The organism is Nostoc parmelioides FACHB-3921, assembly GCF_014696625.1.
In the GTDB taxonomy this organism is placed as follows: Bacteria; Cyanobacteriota; Cyanobacteriia; order Cyanobacteriales; family Nostocaceae; genus Trichormus; species Trichormus parmelioides.
This window is the reverse complement of record NZ_JACJQL010000031.1, coordinates 1-25,477: the sequence shown is the minus strand read 5'-3', so window position 1 is coordinate 25,477 and position 25,477 is coordinate 1. Positions and strand designations below refer to the sequence as shown.

At 41.6% G+C, this 25,477-nt stretch carries 24 protein-coding genes; 12 read left to right on the top strand and 12 right to left on the bottom strand.

Annotated elements, in window-relative coordinates:
• Nucleotides 1–22: 22 nt before the first annotated feature.
• From nblR to petM, 4 genes are all read right to left on the bottom strand, one after another.
• A complete protein-coding gene (gene nblR / locus H6G14_RS19335) occupies nt 23–709 on the bottom strand; it encodes a response regulator transcription factor NblR (protein ID WP_190568941.1) in 687 nt (228 codons plus the stop codon).
• Nucleotides 710–799: 90 nt separating this feature from the next.
• Nucleotides 800–1,717 (bottom strand): NAD(+) kinase, encoded by a 918-nt coding sequence (locus H6G14_RS19330; protein ID WP_190568992.1) that lies wholly within the window; start codon nt 1,715–1,717, stop codon nt 800–802.
• Nucleotides 1,718–1,855: 138 nt separating this feature from the next.
• Nucleotides 1,856–2,842, bottom strand: a complete 987-nt coding sequence (locus H6G14_RS19325) for an SDR family oxidoreductase (protein WP_190568940.1) — start codon at nt 2,840–2,842, stop codon at nt 1,856–1,858.
• Between the two features lie 264 nt (nt 2,843–3,106).
• Nucleotides 3,107–3,211, bottom strand: a complete 105-nt coding sequence (gene petM / locus H6G14_RS19320) for a cytochrome b6-f complex subunit PetM (RefSeq protein WP_010998885.1) — start codon at nt 3,209–3,211, stop codon at nt 3,107–3,109.
• Between the two features lie 276 nt (nt 3,212–3,487).
• Here petM and pdxA point away from each other — a divergent pair, with 276 nt between their 5' ends.
• Nucleotides 3,488–4,576 carry a 4-hydroxythreonine-4-phosphate dehydrogenase PdxA gene (gene pdxA, locus H6G14_RS19315; RefSeq protein ID WP_190568939.1) on the top strand — a complete coding sequence of 363 codons (1,089 nt, stop codon included), beginning with the start codon at nt 3,488–3,490 and terminating at the stop codon, nt 4,574–4,576.
• Between the two features lie 335 nt (nt 4,577–4,911).
• On the opposite strand, the gene H6G14_RS19310 is transcribed toward pdxA, so the two are convergent.
• Complete coding sequence (locus H6G14_RS19310) at nt 4,912–5,628, bottom strand: response regulator transcription factor (protein WP_190568938.1); 717 nt, start codon at nt 5,626–5,628, stop codon at nt 4,912–4,914.
• A 554-nt stretch (nt 5,629–6,182) separates the two neighbouring features.
• Between H6G14_RS19310 and H6G14_RS19305 the strand changes: the two genes are divergently transcribed.
• Both H6G14_RS19305 and H6G14_RS19300 read left to right on the top strand, forming a co-directional pair.
• Nucleotides 6,183–8,483: an NACHT domain-containing protein gene (locus H6G14_RS19305; protein ID WP_190568937.1), complete on the top strand. Its 2,301-nt coding sequence runs from the start codon at nt 6,183–6,185 to the stop codon at nt 8,481–8,483.
• Between the two features lie 90 nt (nt 8,484–8,573).
• A complete protein-coding gene (locus tag H6G14_RS19300) occupies nt 8,574–9,029 on the top strand; it encodes a rhodanese-like domain-containing protein (RefSeq protein ID WP_190568936.1) in 456 nt (151 codons plus the stop codon).
• Nucleotides 9,030–9,106: 77 nt separating this feature from the next.
• Here H6G14_RS19300 and H6G14_RS19295 read toward each other — a convergent pair whose 3' ends face one another.
• The 4 genes from H6G14_RS19295 to trpB all read right to left on the bottom strand — a co-directional run bounded on the left by H6G14_RS19295 (nt 9,107) and on the right by trpB (nt 13,179).
• The gene (locus H6G14_RS19295) at nt 9,107–9,736 is read right to left on the bottom strand and encodes a ribonuclease H-like domain-containing protein (protein ID WP_190568935.1); all 630 of its coding nucleotides are present in this window, start codon (nt 9,734–9,736) and stop codon (nt 9,107–9,109) included.
• Nucleotides 9,737–9,818: 82 nt separating this feature from the next.
• Nucleotides 9,819–10,370: a CAP domain-containing protein gene (locus tag H6G14_RS19290; RefSeq protein ID WP_190568934.1), complete on the bottom strand. Its 552-nt coding sequence runs from the start codon at nt 10,368–10,370 to the stop codon at nt 9,819–9,821.
• Between the two features lie 545 nt (nt 10,371–10,915).
• The gene (locus H6G14_RS34245) at nt 10,916–11,650 is read right to left on the bottom strand and encodes a CAP domain-containing protein (RefSeq protein ID WP_190568933.1); all 735 of its coding nucleotides are present in this window, start codon (nt 11,648–11,650) and stop codon (nt 10,916–10,918) included.
• 287 nt (nt 11,651–11,937) lie between these two features.
• Nucleotides 11,938–13,179: a tryptophan synthase subunit beta gene (trpB, locus tag H6G14_RS19280; protein ID WP_190568932.1), complete on the bottom strand. Its 1,242-nt coding sequence runs from the start codon at nt 13,177–13,179 to the stop codon at nt 11,938–11,940.
• 195 nt (nt 13,180–13,374) lie between these two features.
• Here trpB and H6G14_RS19275 point away from each other — a divergent pair, with 195 nt between their 5' ends.
• Both H6G14_RS19275 and H6G14_RS19270 read left to right on the top strand, forming a co-directional pair.
• Nucleotides 13,375–13,722 (top strand): translation initiation factor, encoded by a 348-nt coding sequence (locus H6G14_RS19275; protein WP_011318708.1) that lies wholly within the window; start codon nt 13,375–13,377, stop codon nt 13,720–13,722.
• Nucleotides 13,723–13,815: 93 nt separating this feature from the next.
• Nucleotides 13,816–13,974 (top strand): YqaE/Pmp3 family membrane protein, encoded by a 159-nt coding sequence (locus tag H6G14_RS19270; RefSeq protein ID WP_190568931.1) that lies wholly within the window; start codon nt 13,816–13,818, stop codon nt 13,972–13,974.
• Between the two features lie 446 nt (nt 13,975–14,420).
• On the opposite strand, the gene H6G14_RS19265 is transcribed toward H6G14_RS19270, so the two are convergent.
• Nucleotides 14,421–15,206 carry a fasciclin domain-containing protein gene (locus tag H6G14_RS19265; RefSeq protein ID WP_190568930.1) on the bottom strand — a complete coding sequence of 262 codons (786 nt, stop codon included), beginning with the start codon at nt 15,204–15,206 and terminating at the stop codon, nt 14,421–14,423.
• 757 nt (nt 15,207–15,963) lie between these two features.
• Here H6G14_RS19265 and H6G14_RS19260 point away from each other — a divergent pair.
• From H6G14_RS19260 to H6G14_RS19245, 4 genes are all read left to right on the top strand, one after another.
• The gene (locus H6G14_RS19260; RefSeq protein ID WP_190568929.1) at nt 15,964–16,755 is read left to right on the top strand and encodes a glutathione S-transferase N-terminal domain-containing protein; all 792 of its coding nucleotides are present in this window, start codon (nt 15,964–15,966) and stop codon (nt 16,753–16,755) included.
• A 105-nt stretch (nt 16,756–16,860) separates the two neighbouring features.
• Nucleotides 16,861–18,600 carry a helicase HerA domain-containing protein gene (locus H6G14_RS19255; protein ID WP_190568928.1) on the top strand — a complete coding sequence of 580 codons (1,740 nt, stop codon included), beginning with the start codon at nt 16,861–16,863 and terminating at the stop codon, nt 18,598–18,600.
• A gap of 563 nt (nt 18,601–19,163) precedes the next feature.
• Nucleotides 19,164–20,147, top strand: coding sequence for an RNA polymerase sigma factor, RpoD/SigA family (locus H6G14_RS19250; RefSeq protein WP_011318703.1), 984 nt, complete (start codon nt 19,164–19,166; stop codon nt 20,145–20,147).
• A gap of 534 nt (nt 20,148–20,681) precedes the next feature.
• A complete protein-coding gene (locus tag H6G14_RS19245; protein WP_190568927.1) occupies nt 20,682–21,311 on the top strand; it encodes a hypothetical protein in 630 nt (209 codons plus the stop codon).
• 15 nt (nt 21,312–21,326) lie between these two features.
• Here the strand turns inward: H6G14_RS19245 and cobO are convergent, their stop codons facing one another.
• Nucleotides 21,327–22,010 (bottom strand): cob(I)yrinic acid a,c-diamide adenosyltransferase, encoded by a 684-nt coding sequence (gene cobO / locus H6G14_RS19240; protein WP_190568991.1) that lies wholly within the window; start codon nt 22,008–22,010, stop codon nt 21,327–21,329.
• 283 nt (nt 22,011–22,293) lie between these two features.
• On the opposite strand from cobO, the gene H6G14_RS19235 reads away from it, so the two are divergent.
• Both H6G14_RS19235 and H6G14_RS19230 read left to right on the top strand, forming a co-directional pair.
• Nucleotides 22,294–22,683: a DUF6508 domain-containing protein gene (locus H6G14_RS19235; RefSeq protein WP_199326224.1), complete on the top strand. Its 390-nt coding sequence runs from the start codon at nt 22,294–22,296 to the stop codon at nt 22,681–22,683.
• Between the two features lie 209 nt (nt 22,684–22,892).
• Nucleotides 22,893–24,044 carry a homospermidine biosynthesis protein gene (locus H6G14_RS19230; RefSeq protein ID WP_190568925.1) on the top strand — a complete coding sequence of 384 codons (1,152 nt, stop codon included), beginning with the start codon at nt 22,893–22,895 and terminating at the stop codon, nt 24,042–24,044.
• A 67-nt stretch (nt 24,045–24,111) separates the two neighbouring features.
• On the opposite strand, the gene fabG is transcribed toward H6G14_RS19230, so the two are convergent.
• Entirely contained in the window at nt 24,112–24,807 is a 696-nt protein-coding gene (fabG, locus tag H6G14_RS19225; RefSeq protein ID WP_190568924.1) for a 3-oxoacyl-ACP reductase FabG, read from the bottom strand.
• A 204-nt stretch (nt 24,808–25,011) separates the two neighbouring features.
• Here fabG and H6G14_RS19220 point away from each other — a divergent pair, with 204 nt between their 5' ends.
• Nucleotides 25,012–25,407 (top strand): hypothetical protein, encoded by a 396-nt coding sequence (locus H6G14_RS19220; protein ID WP_242053484.1) that lies wholly within the window; start codon nt 25,012–25,014, stop codon nt 25,405–25,407.
• The last annotated feature ends 70 nt before the right edge of the window (nt 25,408–25,477 follow it).

Below are 25,477 nucleotides of genomic sequence, written 5' to 3'. Positions count from 1 at the left end.
GCGTTACTACGGGGTTAAATTTTCAGGACTCTCTGAGGACGTAACCAACGCCTCGCACAGTTTGAATTAGTCGCTTTTGACCCTCATCTTCAATTTTTAAGCGTAAGTAGCGAATATATACTTCTATGACATTAGATTCACCCATAAAATCGTAACCCCAGACGTTTTCGAGAATTTGTTCGCGGGTTAATACTTCACGGGGATGTTCCATTAAGTATTTTAAAAGTTCAAATTCTTTCATTGTTAAATCGACATTTCGTCCACTGTAAACAGCGCGGCGATTAGCTAGGTCTAAAATCAAATCACCAAAGCGTAACTGTTCTGTGGTATCGACATCTGGTTTCAAGTAGAGGCGAATCAGTCTTAAAAAATCTTCTGGGCGATAAGGTTTAAGAATATAATCATCAGCCCCTGCTTCTAGACAAGCAACCCGATCATCAACTGTGTCCCTAGCCATTAAAACTAATACTGGCGATCGCACTCCGGTATTCCTCAGATTTTTGCACAAAGAAAGACCAGATTCACCCGCCAGCATTCTGTCTAATACAACTAAAGCAGGCTGGCGATCGCGACAGTATTGTAATCCAGTAGTCGCATCACTCGCCAAAATAGAGTCATAGCCAGCTTCTTGTAAATCAAAAGACAGTTGATTCGCTAGGCTATCATCAGTTTCGATCACCAAAACACACGGGCTATGAGTAGCTATCATAAGATTTTGGGATATTGGATGCTTAATTGTATAGGCAATGATGGGGGATTGGGGATTGGAACGAATAAACAACTGTTAACTGTCAACTAACTAAGGTAATTCTACCGAAGTTGGTTTAGCGATATGCGGTAGACCCCAACCAAGTTTTTCTCGCAAAATACGGAAAAATTCTGGTGGTTGGAGGCGAATAAATTTGACACTGTATGGCGATCGCTCTAGATATACTCTATCTTCGGGAAAAATATAGCATCCCCCATTGCCATCTACTACCATCACCAACCGGGGAATGTTCACCGGGTAAATATTGACTGGTTCAGTATCGGGAAATACTAAAGCCCTAGAAGCCAAAGAATGGGGACAAATAGGAACGAGCTGCAATGCAGGTACGCCGGGGGTGACAACTGGCCCACCTGCGCTTAAAGAGTAAGCGGTGGAGCCTGTAGGTGTAGAAACAATTACCCCATCTGCGGCAATATCAACTGGCGCATGACGACCTACAGCAATCTCAAAATGACACATTGAGGTTAATGGTTCACGATGCAAAACCATTTCGTTCAAGCATAGAGCTTCCCAAAGTACTGATTCTCCTCGTAGCACTTTGACTGTGAGCATGGCTCGTTCTTCGATTTCATACTCACCTGCGATCGCCTGATCTATCGCTTGGGGTAATTGATTCAGGTAAGTTTCCGTTAAGAACCCCATGTGTCCAGTATTCACTGCCAAAATGGGAATACCGCAAGGCGCTACCTGACGCGATGCGGCTAAAACAGTACCATCACCCCCCAGCACTATGGCAAACTTCATCTCTGAATCAAAGCCAGGGGGTGTCAAACCGTCAATTGGTGTGTGGCATACAGGGCTTTCGGGATTAGAGTAGCCCAATATGCCACCGATACTAGATGTGATAGATACATCCCAACCGGCTGCGGTTAGCTTATCTTTTAACTCGATAGCAACACGACCGGCTACCGGTTTAATGTCGTTGTATATAATGCCTACTTTCGGCACACTCAAATATCCAAGTTTAAGCGACGCTTTGTCTTTTGTAATCGTTACACATTTTGGATCACCAGTCATTAGTTTGGCATCAAAAGTCCATACTCTATGGTAAAAAACTGTTGATTACTGACTGTTGACTGGCGACTATTAACTATTGACTTTTTTAAAGGGAGTTTTTTTGTCTTTTTGCTTTTTAGTTTTAGTTTTCTCGTAATCTAACTGTTTGAGCTTTTTCAGAATCCGGCTGAAATACTCTTGTAAATAGCTTTCTAAAGTAGTACTTTGTTCTTTTTCTAACCCAAAGACTGTGTAAACTTCATCCATTGAAGCATTTAGCGGTCTACCACTAGCCAAAACTTCGGTAAATGCCAATCTGTCAGCTATATTCCATCCCCACTGAAAGAATCTGGCAAGACCGCGCACAGCTCGTAGGAGGTTAATGGGCATTCGTCTAACTTTCGCCTCTTTACCAGATAAGCGTTCACATAAGTTAATAATTTCTTCTGCACTCCAGGCACGAGTACCCACTACAGGGAAAGCTTGTTTTTCCGTTTCTGGCACACTCAAAGCCCGCACAGCAAACTTAGCAATGTCTAAAGTATCCATATAAGCGACTGGGGAAGATGCGCCAGTTACCCAAACAGGCTGTCCTTCTAAAATGGGGATGCCATACTGACCGATTAACCCTTGCATGAAGCCGGCCAAGCGCAGAACGGTGTAATTTATCCCAGATTCAGCTAAAAATAATTCTGTACACCGTTTAATCTCCATCAGTGGGACTTCTGGATATTTATCGGCATCAATAATAGAGAAGAATATAAAACGTTCTACACCCGCCGCTTTTGCTGCCTGGATTAGGGCTATTTGTCCTTCCCAGTCTACTTGTTTAATTGTCAGCGAATCTGTAGCACGAGAGGTTGCTGCATCAATTACTGCTGTTACGCCTTCTAGCGCCTCTGCAAGAGTCTGGGGTTGACATAAATCTCCTCTTACGAGTTCGGCTCCCCACTCTTTTAAAAAAGCTGCTCTTTTGGCACTCCTGACAAGACAGCGAACTTTATATCCCTCATCGATCGCCCGACGAGCCACTTGTCTTCCTAAGGTGCCAGTGGCACCGACTATTAATAATGTCATGAGGGTTGTAACAAATTTTAAACTTTTATGAAAAGAATCTTAACAGAATTATATCTGTAAATAAAAATTAATGGTTTTTAAGGAACAGAATTGATACTGAAAAAATCACTATAACAGCGTTTTCCGGTGAGTGCAGCCACACGCGCGGGATGAAGCGCCGGGTGGACTGCGGTGGCCTGCTTCTTCAAAGGAGTACCCGGACACGCTATTTTTTCAGTAAGCTTCAGGCTTCTCATCTGTTGAAAGCAGGCAAATACAGATAAATTATTCTTCTGCGCCTTGAATTTTCAATAATAAAGCACCCAAAGCCCAACCTACGAAGATTAAGCCGAAAGATAACAAAGCTGCATTTAGAAGTTCGCCGCTCATTGATGTGATTCTCCTTGACGAATAAATTTTGATTTTTTGGTCTTATCTAGGCACAGCAGTCAGAACTACTAAGTAATGCGAGCCGAGTGATGTAGTGTTGAATAATAATTTATTCACCTTCCTCCATCTGCTTCTCTGCTCTCCCGCTTTTTTTAGCTTCTTACTGCTACTTTTACTTGGATTAGACCTGTGTAAACAATTTTAAACTAGTTTGATAGTCAATCCCTACTATTGGGAGATGGAATCAAGCAAAAAATTCTTTTCCAAAGCACTTATATGTACCAATTAAATCAGAATCAAACAGTAAATACACCTCAAAAATATCGCCCACGTTTAGCTCTAACAGTCGGAGATCCAGGCGGAATCGGGACAGAAGTGATTTTAAAGGCTTTGGCTGATGTAGAAATTGGTCATAACTATGACTTAACTGTAGTAAGTAATAAAAATTTACTCCAAGAGACTTATCAACAATTAAGCTCGATGGGAAATTTACTGCCGTTGGCTGATCCTAATTTATTAAAAATTATTGATGTAACTGTTGATAAAGAAACTGCCGCACAGATAAATTTAGGAACTGGTAACGCGGCTAGTGGTGCAGCCAGTTTCGCTTATATGGATTATGCGATCGCCCAAACCCTAGCGGGTGATTTTGATGGAATTGTGACCGGCCCGATCGCTAAATCTGCATGGAAAGCCGCAGGCTATAATTACCCAGGACAAACGGAACTGTTAGCCCAAAAGTCTAGCGTAGACCGCTTTGGGATGTTATTTGTCGCGCGATCGCCTTACACTGGTTGGACACTAAGAGCCTTACTCGCAACTACCCATCTACCTTTACGTCAAGTGGCGGATACACTAACACCGCAATTGCTGACGCAAAAATTAGATTTGTTGGTGGAGTGTTTAGAGAAAGATTTTGGCATCACTAGTGGGAGAATTGCGATCGCTGGTTTAAATCCCCACAGTGGCGAACAAGGACAACTGGGAACAGAAGAACTAGATTGGTTAATTCCTTGGTTAGAGTCAGAACGACAAAAACGCCCTAATTTCCAACTAGATGGGCCGATTCCCCCGGATACGATGTGGGTTAAACCTGGTCAAGCTTGGTATGGTAATGGCGTTGTGCAGCACCCTGCTGATGCCTACCTGGCAATGTATCACGACCAAGGTTTAATTCCCGTCAAATTGATGGCTTTTGACCGAGCTGTAAATACTTCTATTGGTTTACCTTTTGTCCGCACTTCCCCAGACCACGGAACAGCCTTTGATATTGCCGGTAAAGGTATTGCTGATGCTACTAGTATGAAGGAGGCGATCGTATTAGCGGCTGAGTTGGTTCGTCAGAGGTTAGGTTGGCAAAAATAATTTTGAATACGTTGCTTATTTAGTTAGTAGGATGCGCTACTTGCGAGAAAACTTAGCTGTACCGAGAAATTATTAATACTGACGCACGCTACATTTTGGATATTTTTTTATCTGGAAGTCCTTTATTGCAAGTATAGCCGTGGCCAGATAGATTATGACATCAAGCTAAGATCAAACACTGACAAAACAAGGCTTTCAAGTCTGTCAACTGTCAACCGTCAACAGCTATATATCAAACAAGAAGATGTAAATAAACGGTCAAATTGTAAATAGCCACACCCTGATATTTAGTGTGTGAGTTAACTTTTCATCAGATAAACTCTTGCTTTCCCAGCTTAAATTGCTGTAGATTCTGGTATTTCAAATTTATAACCATAACCGCGAACAGTTTTAATGAACTCCGGTATACTGGTATCAGATTCTAACTTCTTACGTAGCTGTCCGATGTGTACATCAACCACCCGTCCATCTCCTACATAGTCACAACCCCAAATTTTTTGAATTAATTGAGGACGGCTCCAAGCTTGACCAGGATGGCTAGCTAAGAAGTGGAGAATATTAAACTCCAAAGCGGTGAGATTAAGAGGTTTATCGTTCAAAGTTACCTCTCTTCCTTCTGGGTTAATTGCTAGCTGCTTAAATATCAAGCGTTGTGAAGGAGAAGGTTTAATAGAGCGGATGCGTCTTAAAAGAGCTTGGACACGAACTTCAATTTCAGCCAAACTAAATGGCTTAGTAATAAAGTCATCAGCACCAGCAGCCAGGATTTTAATCTTGTCAGCTTCCTCTGTTCTTCCAGTTAAGATCATCACCAAGACGTTATTACGGCTTTGCATTTCTTGACAAAGACTGTAGCCGCTAGTGTCGGGAAGATTCCAATCAAGAATCACCAAGGCTGGGTTGAATTGCTCAAACAATGACAAAGCCGTTTTACCATCTGCCGCAGACTCTATTTGATATTTGCGGCTTAAAAAGCGATATATGAGGTTACGGACTCCAAAATCGTCATCTACAACAAGAATTTTGGGGTTTGTAGCGGAAAGCATCACCATATTATTTCAGCGATTGTTATGGCCTATTGTTTATCTAGCGTTTTGCTGTTTGTTATGCTCCTACACAAGAGACAGCCATTAAGGTAATTGTGTTATGAGCGCTTCTAGTAGGGAGCGTTGGTCGAGGTCTATCTCTAGTGAATACGCAGACCGACAACATCTGACAGGAATACATTGTTTCTGTATTACTTAGCTACACTTAATTTTCCATTAAATTTATGAAAAGTTCAGCCATGATTATGCAAACAAAATGTATGACTTTTGTATAACTTTGGTATGTCTTTCTGCTTACGTGCTAAAATGGCAAATCTTCACTGTTGAGAGAAGTTGATAGTTTTCAGTGTGTTTCCCGATTGGTAGAACTTCTCTAAATCAATCTAGTTGGCTTTCAAACAAAGCCACCGAACAATCCCATATAAAAAATCCGTGATATAGCCTACTCTGATTTAACTCATGAAAAAACTACCTACGGGGAGATATGAGTATTTGTCCGGAGTGTGTCTGCGTGCAGCTACCAAAAAAATCGTATTTAATCACACATTTTAGCTGAGAGTATGACCAGCCAAGGACTGAGAGCTTCGCCTGAAGGTATTAGAGCCGCGAAAACAGCCCTAACCGACAAAACCTTGACTCAACAAAAACTAGCAGCTGCGTTAGGGATTACACGTCAACCAGTCTCTAAGTTTTTCGCAGGAGAACCGGTATCTCGCAGTTGTTTTGTGCAAATTTGCCAACAACTAGGACTATCCTGGCAAAAAGTTGTTGGTTTAGCAGAAGAAGCAATATCAGAGACTCAATTACAACCTAAAGGAATTGATCTTGATGTATTGGTAAGGGAAGTACGCCAAAAGCGTCAGGAGAAAATTCAAGACCAGTGCAGCACTCTGCAAATGTTAGATATTGCTCAGGCAATTCCCTTAAGTAAAATTTACACTCCTGTGAGTGTTTTGGAGGAGATAACCAGTCAGCAATGGCGGGAAATTTCTGACCTGATGAATGATTGGTGTCTTGAGTGTAACTTTCAGGGGTTTGGACAAGGAAACCATCAAAGAGCATTACCAGGGTTAGATGCTATATCGCGCTATTCAAAATTGATGCTGTTGGGTAAACCTGGGTCTGGTAAGACAACATTTTTACAGTATCTAGCAATGGAATGTAATCATGGCAAATTACAACCCAATCAAGTACCTATTTTTATTAGATTAAAGGAATTTGCTGAAGATACTCAACGTGAGGGTGAGTTAAATCTTTTACAATACTTTGTTCAAGAATTTCGTTGCAATGGAGTTGAAGAAGAATCAACTTTAGCAGTGCTTGCTGGAGGTAAAGCATTAATTTTACTTGATGCTTTAGATGAAGTGCCATTGGGTCATGTAGACAAAGTTATCAGAGAAATTCGCAAGTTTATTCAAACATTTTATAAAAATCAATTTGTAATTACTTGCCGCGTTTCTGCCCAAAAATATAGATTTCAGGGTTTCACTGAGGTCGAAATTGCAGATTTTCAAGAACAACAAAGAGATGTTTTTGTCAAGCAATGGTTTATGGCAGTGGCTCATCTGTCAAGCAAAGAAGGTGACTCAACTTGCAATATATTTACCCAGCAACTAAACTTACCAGAAAATCAGCGTATCCGAGAATTAGCTAATACACCAATTTTATTACATCTTTTGTGTCTAGTATTTAGAGTTAAAATGCAATTTCCCTATAAGCCGGCAAACTTGTATGAACAGGCACTGAATATTTTACTGGCTAGATGGGATGAAACTAGAGGTATTAAGAGAGATGATTTCTATGCACATTTAAATTTAGCAGATAAAAAAAAGCTGCTTTGTTACCTTGCTGTCAATACTTTTGTGAAGGGAGATTATTTCTTTACTTCAGATAAGATTCAAGACCTAATATATGATTATTTATCTAACCAATCAAATACCATTGATTTACAGCAACATAGTATAGCTATTCTACAAGGAATTGAAGCACAAGATGGTTTATTAGTAGAACGAGCTAGGGGGATTGATTCTTTTTCCCATTTGGCATTTCAAGAATATCTCGCTGCGAAATATATTGTTGATGATGCTCAAAATTATAATTGGCAGTTGTTAATTAACCACGTAGGTGAAGAGCGTTGGCATAACTTGTTCTTGTTAATCGTCAGTATGTTAGATAAACCTGACAACATACTCCTATTAATGAAAGATAAAGTTGATGAGCTTGTAGCTGCTGATGAAAAGATTCAAAGTTATTTAATTTGGCTACATCAAAAAACCAGTGAATTTGTTAATTCAGGGCAAGTATTTACTGCTCGTGCCTTTTACATAATTTGTAGTTATGCTTTTGCTGATAGTGCCAATGATGTATTGGTAGGAGATTTATTTAACAATATATCTCTTAATTCCGAATTAGCTTTGGATCAGTTGCTTTTTACTACTCTGAACTGTGTGAATGAGCTAGAAATTATTTTTGAGCAGAATCTTCATCATGCTCATGCTTTTAATTATATCTACGCCCTCAATCTTAATTTTGATGAAGCTATTAATATAGTTAGAGATGCTGAATTTAGAGAAGAATTACAAAGGCTCAAGAAAGGATTACCTGGTGCAGAAAGTAACTTGGAAAAAATATTATATTGGTGGTATGAGAATGGGAAATTATGGCATCAACAATTGAAAAGCAAAATAATTAAATACCGTAATATTGGTTATGACTGGCAATTTAATCAGCAACAAATTCGATTATTACAACAATATTTTGAAGCTAATAAATTACTAATGGATTGCCTAAGATATGCTTTGAATAATGGATTAAAACAAAAAATTGAGGATGAATTATTTCTAGTCTACCAAAAGAGATAAATAGACAATATTCATACCACAGCCAGAGAAAATCAACGAATGAACTTAGCTAAATTACTGTTAATTCCATTAGCAGTTAATAGTTAGGTTATGACTAATAATCCATTAGGCCGTATTATTCCTCAGCAACCACCCATTGAACCACAGTCTGATGCTCATGCACTCAAGTCTCGTTTAGAGTGGGGTGAACCAGCTTTTACAATACTGGACGTACGCGATCGCTCTACCTATAATGATGGTCATATTATGGGTGCGATGGCAATGCCCATTGAGGACTTGGTAGACAGAGCCTCATCGTCTTTAGAGAAAAGCCGCGATATTTATGTTTATGGTGCAGGTGATGAGCAAACCTCCCAAGCAGTAAATCTTTTGCGTTCAGCTGGTTTTGAACGCGTCTCTGAACTCAAGGGTGGTTTAGCCGCATGGAAGGCGATTGGCGGCCCTACCGAAGGAATTATTGAGTCCCGAACTCCCGCAGGTGCAGACGACTACAACGTTGTTTCTCGAATGCAAAATCATTTAGAGAATCAGAGGAAGGAAGTTTAGTAGTCATTGGTGATTGGTTCTTTGCTTAGATAGTTGACAGTTAACAGTTGACTGTTGACTGTTGACTAACAATTAATTTAATGTTCAAACAAATCTTTGAACTGTAATAAGTCTAGGGAAACAATTGTTGGTAAGACTTGAAAGCATTGTTGTGCTAGTTCCCAGCGTTCTTCGCGTTTGAGCATGGCGACTAATTTTTGTTGGGCGCTGAGTAAATAGCGGACATCATTGGCGGCGTAACTGAGTTGTGCTTCAGTCAAATTCGCAGCGTTTCCCCAATCCGAACTTTGAGCGCTTTTATCTAGTTCTACTTGTTCCAACTCATGTACCAAATCTTTAAGTCCGTGGCGATTGGTGTAAGTGCGGGCTAACTTACTGGCGATTTTGGTGCAGAAAATTGGCTGGACATGAATATCCAGATGGTGACGCAAAGTAGCAACATCAAACCGAGCGAAGTGGAAAACTTTGAGGACGTTTGTTGCTTCTAGGAGTTTTTTGAGATTTGGGGCTGTGGTTTGCCCTCTGGCTATACGAATTGCGGTTACCTTCCCCTCTGGATTGCATAGCTGAATTAAGCACAGGCGATCGCGCTGGGGTAACAATCCCATTGTTTCTGTATCGACAGCGATCGCCTCGGATTGTAAATATTCGGCAACAGCCGCGTCACTAAGGTCGTGATCGCCCACTTGGAAGTCTTGTAATGTCATGAATCACTCAATAATATATGCAGTATCTGCCGACGAGTCACCGACACTACATTATTATTGTCTAAAAAACCCACAATTCCATCTATCTAGTACGCAAGAAAATTTGTGTCAGATAGACTTCCCCTTGGGCATTAGTGGCAACGCCAATACCAGTCATATTGAAATTGCCTTTGATATTCTTTAAATGACCAGGACTGTCTATCCAACCAATTACAGCTTCGTTTGCTGGATCGTCATATCCCCGATTAAAAGCCACATTTTCGGCAGCACTGTTGTAGCGAAGAGGGATAGCATTAACCCGTTGCTCAAATCCTTGATGACTAAACGGAACTCTACCTCTAGCCATATTGCGACTGTGAACTCTTGCTTGCTGAGTGATCCTCGCATTTAAGGTCAACTTTGGTAGTCTTCTAGCTATCCGATACCGATTAATCTGCTCAAATACTGATTTTTCTAAAGCAGTAGTTTGAAAGGTTGTAGTAGTAGTCGTAGCAACCTGATGAGAAAAAATCGACAAGGGTGAATCACCAGTGGCGTTTTTTGTAGAAGAGTGACCTGGTATTAGAGGAGCCATTAATCCTCCGGCAAGGACAAGCATACTTATAGCGATGCCAAAAGCAGGTTGTCGGGACATGAAGAATTACTTTGTGTACATACTTATAAGACCTATACTCTAACTTCTACTTTCTAAGTTATATAACAGGATACTTTTGCAGTTTAATCAGCCTGAAAAGTGGGGACAAATTACTAAAATTACACACACAGCTAACCACGTAACGATTTCGTTCGCCATTTGTAGCATAAAAAACTATATTGTGGTTAAAATTCCTCATCCACAAGCGGATGAGGAATCTGGTAATGGGTAATAGGTCAGCAAGAGGAAAAGGAGCAGGGGGCAGGAAGAGAAGTCGCAAGGAGGGTTTCCCTCCGGGCGAACTTCCCTACGGGACGCTACGCGAACGGGAGCAAGGGGGAAAACCGAGACAGAGCTTGTACTCCGCCCCGGTCAAGCGCCCTAGAAGGGCGGGGCTTGTACCCCGAAGTTCTGAGCGCCGGCTTCCGGCGCTCAGACTTCTCTTCATGTTCCGCTCCGCACTCGCGTTGAGGAAAAGGGCTTGCTCCCCCTGCTCCCTGCTCCCTTCCCCCCTGCCTCTTCCGGTAATTGGCACCCTCAAAGTTCTAAGAACGAACGAAAATTTGGGTTAAATAAACTACACCTTGACCATTGACGGCAACACCGACCCCAGTCAAGTTGGCATTACCTTTAATATTGGCTAGGTGTCCTGAGCTTTTGAGCCAGCTTTGGACTGCGCGTGTTGCTGGGTCTTTATCTTGGTTATAAGCAACGTTTTCACTTGCGGATTTGTTGGGCATATTCAGCGCTTTCACACGCTGATCGAATCCCTGGTGGCTAAAGGGAACTTTACCACTAGCCATGTTTTGGCTGTGAATCCTGGCTTGCTCGTCAATACTAGCGTTCCGGGTTAGTGCTGGTAAGTTCTGAGACTGTCTGTATTGATTAACTTGCGCGAAGACTGCCTGTTCTATAGAAGCTGAGTTGCTATCTGATTGTCCACCTGAGGGACTGGAAGGATTGTTTTGTCCACCTGAGGGACTGGAAGGATTGTTTTGTCCACCTGAAGGACTGGAAGGGTTATTTTGTCCACTTGAGGGATTTCGGGGGCTGTTTTGCCCACCTGAGGGATTATAGGGTCTTTGAGGATAAGATTGCCCAGGATATCTCATGGGACGACGATTATATTGTCTGGGAAAACTGTATTGTGCGAGAAGGCGATCGCTAGAAATAGATGAAGACTTGGGTGCAGGAGATTGAATTTGGAGAGAAACTGCACTCGCCCCACTGGTGAGAGCGAAAGTTCCTAACGCAACGGCGTAAATTGTTGTTTTAAGCATTAGCAATCACAGACGTAGTTGCTGAGAGTAAACTTCCTGTTCATCTAAACAAACCGCCTGGATTTGAACAAATTTGCTGTGGCTTTGTATATCTTTGGTTCTATCCCTATCCCTTTGAATATTCTCTGATAACTTTTAAATTCTTAGATTTTCATAAATGAGAAGGCGATCGCTCAGATCGCCCTCCCCTATAAGTCTGATTTTTCCCTAAATTTTCCCGAAAAATGCGGCAAAACAGCCTGCGTAAATTTATAAATCTTCAAGAAAATATCTATCTAAAGATAGATTTATTGTGGGATTAAAAACTTAGCTACAGTTTGGACATCCTTATCACCACGTCCAGAGCAGTTGATCACAATGCGGGGGCTACCTTCAAGTTGGGGACAGAGGGTTTCTAAGTAGGCGATCGCATGGGCTGTTTCCAGGGCGGGGATAATTCCTTCCAAGCGGGATAATCGCTGGAACGCAGCCAAAGCTTCCTCATCCGTTACACTGTAATATTCCGCACGACCAACATCTTTCAAGTAGCTGTGTTCTGGCCCCACACCAGGGTAATCTAACCCCGCGCTAATCGAGTGGGCTTCAATTACCTGGCCATCCTCATCTTGCAGCAGATAACTCATCGCCCCATGCAATACACCAATTCGTCCTTTTGTCAAGGTAGCAGCGTGTTTTTCTGTGTTGACACCTTCTCCTGCTGCTTCTACTCCAATTAACCTAATGGATGACTCATTCACAAACTCATAAAATAATCCCATCGCATTAGACCCGCCACCCACACAAGCCAACAAAATATCGGGTAAACCACCCCATTTTTCCAAAGCTTGAGCGCGAGTTTCTTGCCCAATGACTGCATGAAAATCCCGTACCATCATTGGGTAAGGATGAGGCCCGGCGACGGAACCCAAAATGTAGTGAGTAGTTTCCACGTTCGTCACCCAATCCCGAATCGCCTCAGATGTAGCGTCCTTGAGAGTTCCCGTCCCAGCAGCCACCGGACGAACTTCAGCCCCCATCAGCCGCATTCTAAAGACGTTTAAAGCTTGGCGTTCCATATCGTGAACACCCATATAAATCACACATTCCAGGCCAAAGCGGGCGCAGACTGTAGCTGTTGCTACACCATGTTGTCCAGCACCTGTTTCGGCAATAATGCGCTGCTTACCCATGCGCTTGGCTAATAATACTTGACCAAGGGCATTATTGATTTTATGAGCGCCTGTATGATTTAAATCTTCTCGTTTTAAGTAAATTTGCGCTCCTGTACCATCTGGTCGGGCATAATGGGCGGTGAGGCGTTCAGCAAAATACAACGGTGTGGCACGTCCTACGTAGTCACGCAACAATTGTTGTAGTTCTGCTTGAAAACCTGGGTCATGGCGGTATTTTTGATAAGCTGTTTCTAGTTCGGCTAAAGCCGGCATTAAGGTTTCTGGCACATACTTACCGCCAAAGCGTCCAAAGCGTCCTTGGATATCGGGAACCTGAACATTTGAGGGGGTACTTGGAGAAAGGGGAGTGGTAGTCACGGAATGATTTTTGATGATGGGATAGACTTAATTATTATAAGAAAGTCTGAGGCACAGAGAATGCAATGTGACTTCACAAGGAAAACATTAAACCAGTTCGTAATTTCTAATTTCTAATTTGTAATCAATGTATGGCGTAATATCTCAAAACAACTGACCACTGACACATCTAATTTTTCGTATTCAGTAAATTTTATGTCTTCTTCCAATTCCAAATCTTCTGACAAGCGCTTTGTTTATCGTGAATTTGGCAATGACAACTCCGCCGCTTTAGAAAGACCAACTCCCGAACTACCACCACAACAACAAAATGTTAGAGTACAGGCTACCCGCGCCGGACGCAAAGGAAAAACTGTCACGGTGATTACTGGTTTTCAAACTAAACCTGAAGTATTGGCGGATTTAGTCAAACAGTTAAAAACTCAATGCGGTACAGGTGGAACAGTTAAAGATAACGAAATTGAAATTCAAGGCGAACATAAACAGAAAATTTTAGAAATCTTGATTAAGCTAGGCTACAAAGCCAAAATTAGTGGCGGATGACTAGTTTTGTATTCGGTCGTTGGATGAGGTCTTCATTCTCCAGTCAAATGTTTTACGTTTCTTTAATCAAGATTAACTAACAAGGAGATCAATATGGATTTAATTCGTCTTTTATGCGCTATTTTCTTCCCACCTTTGGGAGTATTTCTACAAGTTGGGATAGGTAAGGATTTTTGGATTAATATACTTTTAACTTTGTTCGGTTATTTTCCGGGAATTATTCATGCAGTGTGGGTAATTGCCAAGAAGTAATTCGTAATTTAACTCTGTTCAATTAGGTTAATGAAGAAATTAAATTAGGACTTACGCACCCAGATTTTCTCTTGAGACTGGGTGTAAGGATTTCAAATATTTATTGAAATATACGTAGGGTGGGCATTGCCCACCGTATCATGGTTGTGGTGGGCAATGCCCACCCTACAGATACTTAGATATTTTCAATAATCAAGTCGGATTCCTATATGGCTACGCCAGGCAAGCTACATCAAGAAACGCTATAAGTCCTATAAATAATAAACCCCCTTCACCGTTACTTTTGAAGGGGGATTTTTTACTAGTAGTCCAGCAAACACATTATGATAGGTCATCGATATTCGACTTTTTGAAAAAGTCGGGAATCTGGACATTAACCTGTCAAAATTAATTGGGTGGAGTACAAGAGCCTTAATTTTTAGCCACTTATTTTGGCTATGACAATCTTACAAATCAGCTGGCAAAATCACTGTATCAATGGCATGGATTACACCATTAGAGGCTTTGATATCTGCCTGTATTACTTTCGCATCGTTGACGCTGACACCTTGATTATCAACTTTTACATTAATTGTCCCACCTTCGACGCTTTTCACTTCACCAGATTTCAAATCAGTGGATAAAACATTACCAGGGACAACATGGTAAGTTAGCACCTTGAGTAATACTTCTTTGTTATCTGGTTGTAATAATGCTTGTAGAGCATCTGGTGGCAATTTAGCAAATGCAGCATCGGTAGGGGCAAAAATTGTTAAGTTATCTTTGCCTTTTAAAGTTTCTGTTAGCCCAGCTGCTTGTAATGCTTTTTTGAGCGTGGTAAAAGAATTATTTGATTCCACCAATGCTAACAAATTTTTTGAATCTGTGTTAGTTGTTTCTGCTGCTGGTGGTTGTTTTGTGGGTGTTTCTGTTGTGGGTTGGGTTTCTGGGGGAGTAACTGGAGTGGGTGCGGTACGGTTACCACGGTTATAGGGAGGCTCGTTAAAAATACTTGGTCTAGGATTTGTACGTCCTGTATTTTGTGCTGTCTGTTTCTTGTTATTGTCTTTTGTTATCTGGTTAACATTTGCTTGAATCCGTTGACCCCGATTATAGTGAGCTTCTTGGAAAATAGTAGGATTGGGATTTAATACTTCTCTTGCTCCAGATGGTAAGGTAATTGAGAGGCTAACGCCTGCTAAAGTCACTACACCTACCAAGTTGGTCAGCAGCTTGCTTTGATTCACCCTCATAATTTTTGTTTGTTTTAATTGGAATTAGGTTACATAAAGATTTATAACATTTTATAACCAACAAAATCTAACCACGGAAGTAAGATTTGTATTCAAAAATATGCTGGGTATGGGAAAATCTGATAACTAATTTGTATTTAACGCCGTGTGCAACTTTCTCTCAAACCTAACCCCCAACCCCTTCCCTACGAGGGAAGGGGAGCAAGATTCAAAGCCTCTCTCCTTGCAGGGGAGATGTTTGGAGAGGGGTTTCAAAAATAAGTTGCACATCGCGTTATTTAACACCGAAATAATATATGAGATTCATCCTGGATTTCTGAGGTATGCCTATGGGTATTTTCCATCGTATTACTTTTGTGGTGGGTAATTTCCAGTCCACAGATACTTAAATTTTTCAATAACCAAATAGGATTTATGTATAGTAGTCTGCTTTGATTTTTATTCACGCAGCATGGCTTAATTACACTTTTCGGATTTAGGTAATAGGTAAAGGAAACTATTTAGTTTTTTCAGCACAAGCTGAGACTATAGCAGTAAAAACAAAATATAATTACTGTGCAAATGATGATGAAGTGCAAATAGGCGTTCCCAAAATAATATAGAACAAAAATTGATATTTGACAAAAATAAATAGGAAAAAATAGACGTTATCTCCCTGATAAATGAGGTGGGAAATTAATGATTTACACCGGAAATTTACTGAAAGTACAGTTACAATTAGGAAGTTGATTGATTAATCCGTAAAGAGAGATAAATTGTGTTAGAATTATACCAATGGGAGTTCTCCCAATACTCAGAGAAAGTGCGGCTAATTCTCGATTACAAAGGATTAGAATATCGCAAAATTGAGGTCACCCCAGGAATTGGACAAGTAGAGTTATTCAGGTTAACTGGACAAAAACAAGTGCCAGTCTTGAAAGATGGTAACAGATATATTTCCGACTCAACAGCGATCGCCAAGTATTTAGACTTAGAATATCCAGACCGTCCCCTCATACCACAAGACCCCAAACAAAGGGGTTTAACTTTATTAATAGAAGAATGGGCTGATGAGTCCATCGGTATTAAAGGGAGAAAAGCATTATTTTCAGCTATCAGTCAAGACCAAAGTTTCCGCAAAGCCTTATTACCTACCTCCACACCAGATGTCCTCAAAACCTTAGTTGAAGGTGTACCAACTGATTTGCTAACAGTTTTGGGTTTTGGCGTTGGTTATAGTCCAGATGTGGTTAAGTCAGCGATCGCAGATTTAAAACAAGACCTAGAAGCACTTACACTATTGTTAGCAGATAGTCCCTATTTAACAGGGGACGAACCCACTCTAGCTGATTTAGCTGTAGCTGGTTTATCAATACTGTTAAAATTCCCAGAGGGTTCTTATTTAGACTTACCCGCCAGTATTGCAGGTAAAGGTGTACCATCATTAGCCGATAACCCTGATCATGCAGCCTTTTTTGCCTGGCGCGATCGCATCTACACCCAATTCCGCAAACCCTTAATTGGTAAATCACCCATCGGTGGCGCGCCTACTTCTATTCAAATTGAGTAGGGACTGGGGAAGATAAGGAGAGTAACTGTTGACTGTTGACTGTTGACTGTTGACTGTTGACTCATAAATATGGACTATTGACAACTGACAACTGACAACTGACTAATGACAAATGACAATCCACAACAACCATTAGGTTCAGTAATTCAAGGTTCTCTCACTGAGGGTTTAGAAGTGCGCTTACACCCGGATATTTCCGTTGAGGATATGCGGGTAGGTAAATTTTTGGTAGTCCAAGGGATGCGATCGCGCTTTTTCTGTATGCTGACAGATGTAGCCTTGGGAACTGCTAACGCGCGCATTATTGCTAGTCCCCCCAGTTGGGAGGACACTTTTTTACGGGACGTTTTAGCCGGGAGTGGGACTTATGGAACGATTAACCTCTCACCGATGCTGATGTTCACCCCTGAATCTAATGAGTCTGTGACAGCAACAGATGGTAAATCTGTAAATCCTTTTGTCCCATCTTCCACAGGTTTGGCTTCTTTTCAACCCCAAACTAGTACGACGATGGAATTACTCCCGGTGAAAACTATCCCCAGTCACTTCAGCCAAGTTTATGAAGCCAGCGTGGAAGATTTTCGCCGAGTGTTTGGTTGGGAAGACGACATCCAACGGAAAAACTTTTCCATCGGTAAACCCTTAGATATGGATGTCCCTGTATGTATTGATTTAAATCGGTTTGTCGAACGTAGTAACGGAGTGTTTGGTAAATCGGGTACGGGTAAATCTTTCCTCACCCGCTTACTCTTAGCTGGGGTGATTCGTAAGAATGCGGCGGTTAACTTGATATTTGATATGCACTCCGAGTATGGCTGGGAAGCAGTAGCGGAAGGAAAGAACGTCAACACCGTTAAGGGACTCAAGCAACTGTTTCCGGGGAGAGTGGAAGTATATACCCTCGACCCGGAATCAAGCAAGCGCCGGGGTGTAAGAGATTCCCATGAACTCTATTTGAGTTATGAGCAAATCGAAGTCGAAGATGTGAAATTATGTAGTCGAGATTTAGGCTTATCGGAAGCAGCCTTAGATAATGCCAACATCTTATATAGTGAGTTCGGCAAATCTTGGATTGTCCAATTGCTGAATATGACTAATGAAGAAATTGAGATGTTTTGTGACGAGAAGCGAGGACACAAAGGCTCAATTATGGCGTTACAGCGTAAGCTTTTGCGCTTAGATGGTCTTAAATATATGCGGGCAGTCTGCCCCCAAAATTATATTAATAAAATTTTACAATCTTTAGAAGCCGGCAAAAATGTCGTTATAGAATTTGGTTCCCAGTCGAATATGCTCTCCTATATGCTGGTAACTAACATGATCACCAGACGGATTCATGAGCATTACGTCCGCAAAGCTGATAAATTCCTACAAAGTAAAAATCCCAGCGATCGCCCCACGCCATTAATGATTACAATAGAAGAAGCCCACCGCTTCCTAGACCCGGCGATCGTTCAAAGCACTATATTTGGTACAATTGCCCGTGAACTGCGTAAATATTTCGTAACCCTTTTGGTAGTTGATCAACGACCTTCAGGCATAGATAATGAAGTTATGTCCCAAATTGGGACACGCATCACCGCCTTACTAAATGACGACAAAGACATTGATGCCATATTCACCGGCGTATCAGGGGCTGGTGGTCTCAGGTCAGTGTTAGCCAAGCTAGACTCCAAGCAACAAGCTTTAATTTTAGGTCATGCCGTCCCTATGCCCGTGGTAGTCCGGACTCGTCCCTATGATTCAACCTTCTATGCGGAAATTGGCGATGCAGCCTGGGAAGAAAAACCAGATGCAGAAGTATTCGCAGCAGCTGAACTAGCCAAAGCTGATTTGGGATTCTAGCGTGAGAAGCACGGGTGTAGGGGAGCAGGGGAGCAGAGGAAGCGAAGAATAACAACTGACAACTGACAACCGACAACTAACTACGTAAGTAGTAAACTCTTAACCTATAGAGTTCGGTTATCTCCCTACTGGCAGGCAACAGAAGAGGGGGTTTTCGCGTCACTATAGATATAGTTAGCTTTTCTAAGGAACTTAAAAATCTTTTTATAAAAAAAGCAATTTTACACTATAATCCATATCCTTCTTTTGGCTACTTTACTATCCACCTGATTTGTCTTAATATAAAACTAAGTGGAACTCATACTGACTTCGTATTGAACAGTTGCTGCCAGTAACTGAAATAAAGAAAGAATTCTGGAAAATTAACCACTGTGCTTGTAAGACATTAAAACATTGTCGGATGGTAGGGGAACCTATCTCAAGGCAGCGCCTTCTAGAAAACGGATACATGAAATTGTTTAAGTTTGGTAGCGCCTTGAGTTCTGTGAGATGCGGACGATGTTTACTAGCTAAATTTGTTACTCAATATTGATTGTGTTTACGGAGTAGAGGACAACGCACCAATGCCTACTGTTAACACCCACACAGAAGACACAAATACCAAATTCACGGCTGATATGGTGCGAACCTATCTGCGAGAAATTGGTCGTGTACCCCTGCTCACCCGTGAGCAAGAGATTGTTTACGGGAAGCAGGTGCAGCAAATGATGTCGCTGATTGACGCTAAAGAGGCTTTAGCGAAAAAATTGGATCGAGAACCGAGTTTACCAGAGTGGGCTGACCACGTTCAAAAGTCTGAAACAGAGGTGAAACAGACTGTAACTCAGGGTAAGCGAGCCAAGCAAAAAATGATTGAAGCGAACCTACGTTTGGTAGTGGCGATTGCCAAGAAATACCAAAAGCGGAACATGGAGTTCCTAGATTTAATCCAAGAAGGAACTCTGGGACTAGAAAGAGGCGTAGAGAAATTCGACCCGATGAGGGGTTACAAATTCTCAACCTACGCTTACTGGTGGATTCGCCAAGCGATTACCCGTGCGATCGCTCAACAAGGTCGTACCATCAGGCTACCTATCCATATTACCGAGAAACTGAACAAAATCAAAAAAGTTCAGCGCGAACTAGCTCAAACCTTGGGGCGTTCTCCTTCACCAGCAGAAATCGCCAAAGAACTAGAACTAGAACCTGCTCAGATTCGTGAGTATCTGAACATGGCGCGTCAACCAGTTTCTCTAGATGTGAAAGTTGGTGACAACCAGGATACAGAACTGCAAGAAATGCTCGAAGATGAAGGCCCATCACCAGAGTATTACACCACTCAAGAATTCTTGCGCCAAGACCTGAATACCCTTTTGGCAGAACTCACACCCCAACAGCGAGAAGTCGTAGCCTTACGCTTTGGCTTACTAGACGGTAATGAGTTGTCTTTGGCAAAAGTCGGTGAACGATTGAATCTCAGTCGTGAACGCGTCCGCCAATTAGAACATCAAGCACTAGCTCATCTGCGTCGCCGTCGAGCCAATGTTAAAGAATACGTCGCTAGCTAATTATCAAGACGTAGCAGTGCTACGTCTCCACCACAAAAATCTCCGCGCCTCCTGAACTCAGTCAGGGGGCGATTTTTTTAGGGGTTTAGGGGTTTAGGGGTATAAATATTTGAAACCCTTACACCCAGCCTCAACAAACAACCTGGGTGCGTAAGTCCTATTTTTTATAACGGACGAAAAAAGATTTTGACTTTTCCGAAATGAAAATACTTGCTGTTGTATATCTCTATGTACCTAGCAACGTTAATTTCTTTGACTGAGAAATGTAACGGCAAGACTTTAAACTTCGTCAATGATTTCATTACAGTTTACATCACCTAATAGGATGAATCTGTTGGGGGAAGCAAAAGTTTCATAATCGCTGATAGTTTAAGATAACTTGCGAAAAAATCCAGTAAACCTGAGTTTTTAAAAAATATTTTTTCTATAAAAAATAGATCAAACCTTTGACCGAGACTTAAAGGTTGCAAATTTACTTATGGTTTAAGACAAGTTGCAGAGGCAGTCGTATAAGTTTGTCACAGGAGGAGTCGGGTGCTTAACAATATTTCTAAATCTTCACCCTTGCGTCAGTTGAGAATCCCCGCTATTGGTCTACTTTTTACCCTTGCTATGGTGGGCGAAGAAATCAAGCCTGTGCTGAGTCAGGAAGTATCGCTACCTACTTCTACAACCCTATCGACGCATGGCGAACCACATAGTTCCCTGACTCCTCATTTGATGAACTTAAGCCCAGTTAGTGAAAATTTAGCACAAACAAAGAATCAGAAAGCCGAAAAAGAAACAGCGATCGCACCGAAGTTTAGTTTACCAAGAAAAGATGGCATTTATCTTTATGGTCAATCGCCACAACCAGACCAAATAGGACAAGGTTATGTTCTGTTTAAAAAACAGCAAGGTAGACTAGTAGGCGCATTGTATATGCCTAATTCTGAGTTTAGTTGTTTTCAAGGCAAACTTGATACATCTGGAGAGTTGGCAATGACTGTTACCGCCACACCAGACCCTGGTATTTCACCGGAAGTAGCTACAGCCAGTACATTACCCAAATTTTCTGAAGATGAGCCAATGAGCTATGCTTATTCCCTAGCATTGCAAGATTATCATCCCATTAACAGAATAAGTGCTGGCGATCGCCGCATTCTGCAAATGTGCAGTCAGTAGAGACGTTGTATACAACTAATACTCAATCCCTGGTTGCGCCTTAACGTTTTGATCACGGAAAGGATGCTTAATCAGGGTCATTTCTGTAACCAAGTCTGCGCGTTCAATAAGGGCGGCTGGTGCGCCTCTACCTGTGAGGATGACGTGTTTACTTACTGGTTTACGTGCCAAACCAGCCAGCACCTGATCTATGCTTAAATAGCCCATTTTCAAGGCAATATTAATTTCGTCTAGTAGGACTAACTGGTACTGGGGGTCAAGGATGAATTCTAATGATTTTTCCCATGCGGCTTGAGCTTTGTCAATGTCGCGATCGCGGTCTTGGGTGTCCCAAGTAAAGCCTTCTCCCATTGCGTGAAACTCGATTTGGTCTTCCCAATAGCTAAATACGCTTTTTTCTGAAGGTTCCCAAGCACCCTTGATGAACTGGACGATCGCTACTTTATACCCATGACCCAGCGATCGTAATACCATACCTAGTGCTGCTGTGGTTTTGCCTTTACCGTTACCAGTATTAACTATAATTAACCCTTTTTCTGGCACAGCTTGAGATATGCGGCGCTCCTGTACTTCCTTGCGGCGCTGCATTTTAGTGCGGTATTGTTCATCAGAAAGGTTTTGGGTTGATGCCATTATTTCATCAATGAGACGCTCAATTTCCTTATCTGATTCTAATGCTTCTGGTGTATCGCTTGTCATCAAATTCATCAGGAAATACAGAAAATAAATGTTACAACTAACAAACCCAAGAAAAACTTGTGGTTAGATTGATGAGAACGTGAGGGGAATATGGCAGAGAAAAGAAAAAGAATTGGTGAAAAAGACTAAGTTTTCACCGATTGAGTTTGATACTTGACTAAATCTTCTCCTATGGGCAATGTTGCGCGAATGATTTAGCTTTGTAAGGTGTATAAGAATATATCTAGTAAATCTCTCTAATTGCTTTCTAGCACGCAATTTATACAGTCTTTAGGTTGTGGTTATGTCCAGTTCAGTTACGCTACAAAACATCGATAATGTACTCACTTTTCTCACATTATTTTCCAGTCAAAATTGCCAACTATATGATATACAAACTGAACCTTTAACCTTAGACCCTTACTGCTATTCTAAGGAATTTAATAGATTCATAACAGCACTTTACGCAGGAAATTTTGTCATATCTTTTGATTGGACAAATTGGCAGGATGAAGCTAATCGTTTTGTAACTAATCCCGAACTATTAAATTTAGCTGATATTTCTACAATACAGAAATTATTGACTAGCCACGTTCGTAAAGAACGTTTTTGTAGTGGTCATCTAGCGCAAATGATAGATAATGGTCATTTGTTGACAATATTGCAGCGATTACAAGCAATTCGCATAAGCTAATGCACGTCTAAATTGCATAACTACGAATAAGGGCTGTTGACTGTCAACGGTCAACAGTCATCACGATAAATTGTGCAAGTTAAAAAAAATTCGTAGTTTTCCTATGTTCTGCACAAAGCGCGAATGATTTGTACATTCAGGGGATGCGAGAAATTGCTGAAACATAGTTAACATTAGATTCGGCAAGGTTACGATTCGGGAGTCTGAAAATGGCAAAACATTTGGGTAAGAAAATTGCACCTATACCGATGTCAAGAGATATCAGTGTGGTGGATTTGATTGATAATTACTTCACCGCCTACAACTCAGCGCGTTTGCGGGAAGCCAGCCAATTATTGGCTTGTGATATCCTCAAAGATGGTGTGACTGTGGGTGTAAGTCTTTCCGGTGCGATGACACCGGCGGGTTTTGGGGTGTCTGCACTTGCGCCTCTAATTCGTAATGGCTTTATTGATTGGATGATTAGCACTGGTGCAAATCTTTACCATGATATGCACTATGGGTTAGGTTTTGAGTTGTTCGCTGGGAACCCGTTTTTAGATGATGTCAAGTTGCGTGAAGAAGGGACTATCAGAATTTACGACATCATCTTTGGTTATGATGTCCTGCTAGAAACTGATGCTTTCATCCGCAAGATTTTGCAAGCAGAACCCTTTCAAAAACGAATGGGAACGGCGGAGTTTCATTATCTGTTGGGTAAGTATGTCAGGGAAGTTGAAAAGCAATTAGGGGTGAAACATTCCTGCTTGCTAGCTACAGCTTATGAATATGGCGTACCCATTTACACATCTTCCCCTGGTGACAGTTCCATCGGGATGAACGTAGCGGCGTTGGCGTTGGAAGGTTCACAACTGATATTAGATCCAGCCATTGACGTGAATGAAACAGCTGCGATCGCCTACAATGCCAGAGAAGGAGAAGGCAAAAGTGCGGCTGTAATTCTTGGTGGTGGTAGTCCGAAAAACTTTTTGCTACAAACCCAACCCCAGATTCACGAGGTTTTAGGATTAGAAGAACGGGGACATGATTTCTTTGTTCAATTCACAGATGCGCGTCCTGATACTGGTGGCTTATCTGGAGCCACACCAGCAGAGGCAGTAAGTTGGGGTAAGATCGACCCAGACGAACTACCCAGCACCATTGTTTGTTACACAGATAGCACGATCGCCTTACCGTTAGTAACAGCATACATTCTCAATCAATGCCCACCCCGTCCTCTGAAGCGGTTGTATGACAGACGGGAAGAATTATACGATAAACTCCGCACAGACTACCTAGCAGCGAAAGATCAACCAGTAGAGAAAGTAGCAACTAATGGAGAAGTTGCTACTTATCCCTGTGGTACACCTATTAAGCAATAGTAGGGAGTAGGAAGTAGGGAGTGAGGAGTAAAAAATTGTTCTCTTACACCCCTACACCCCTACACCCCTACACCCCTCCATATATCGGAATAGCAGCGCCGCGAATATCTTTGGCTTTTTCTGAGGCTAAAAAGCAGATTAATTCGCCAATAGACTCAGGTTTTACCCATTTGTCGGCATTTTCTGTACCCATTGCTTGACGGTTAGCAGGGGTATCAATGACTGTGGGGAGGATGACATTAGCGGTGATGTTTGTACCTTTCGTTTCATCAGCGATCGCTTTTGTGAAAGCTACCACACCCGCCTTCGCCGCAGAATAGGCGGCTAATCCTCCTGATGGTTCCACAGCAGCCTTAGAACCGATAGTGATAATACGTCCGTAGCCGTGGTCTAACATACTTTTGAGGCTATATTTGCATACCAAAAAAGTTGTATTTAAATTGATCTCAAATTCTCGTTTCCAACTGTAATAACTGTACTCGTGAGTTTTGCCCATCGAAAAGCCACCCACAAGGTGAATTAATACATCTACCCTACCGATGCGGGTAATGAGATTATCAACAGAAGATTCTTCTTCCAAGTTAGCGGGAATAAAGGTAACTCTAGCAAAATCCGCCGGCGGGAGAACTTCCTTGAGGCGTTCAACTTCCTTGAGATTGCGGTAAGTAATGGTCAGATTTGCACCTTGGGCGAGGACGACTGGTGTGACTCCTAAACCTAGTCCACCAGTACCGCCTGTAAGTAGAACTTGTCTACCTTTCATGATTTATGAACTCCAGAGAGCTTCATGATTCAAGATAACGCGTGGGCGTATTGCTTGCATCGGAGTAAAATTTAGGGGTGTAGGGGTTTAAGGGTATAGGGGTGTAGGGGAATAATACTTACTTCCCCAGTCGCTTCTAGTTGGTACAGCGATCGCCTAAAATTCTTAAGAGATGAATCTATATTAATTAACTAAACATCAACGATGACTACACTTAATTTTCAACGTGCTAACACTTTGAAATCAGCCTTTCAAGCTTGTAGTGTTGAACCCTTGGAAGGGGAAGATATCGAAAAATACTATGTTGATTTATCAGCAGTCCGCAAAACTTCAGCCGTTGATAATGTCAGTACCATTTTAGACTTTCAAGAACCTGCGGATTTCAGCACGATTTTATTTACTGGACATCGTGGCTGTGGCAAAAGCACAGAGTTAAAACGTATTCAAAAGCTTTGGCAAGAAAATTATCATGTGATTTATTTAGAAGTGAATGAAGAAACAGATATTAATGATGCTAGTTATACAGATTTATATTTAATAGTGATTAAACAAGTAGATAGGACTTACGCATTGACAAAAAATTTCATTCATGTGTACTAAGCAACACAAGTATGGGTAAGATTTTCTACAATGTAATCACGCAAAACTAAAGTGAATAAGTTCCTTTGCA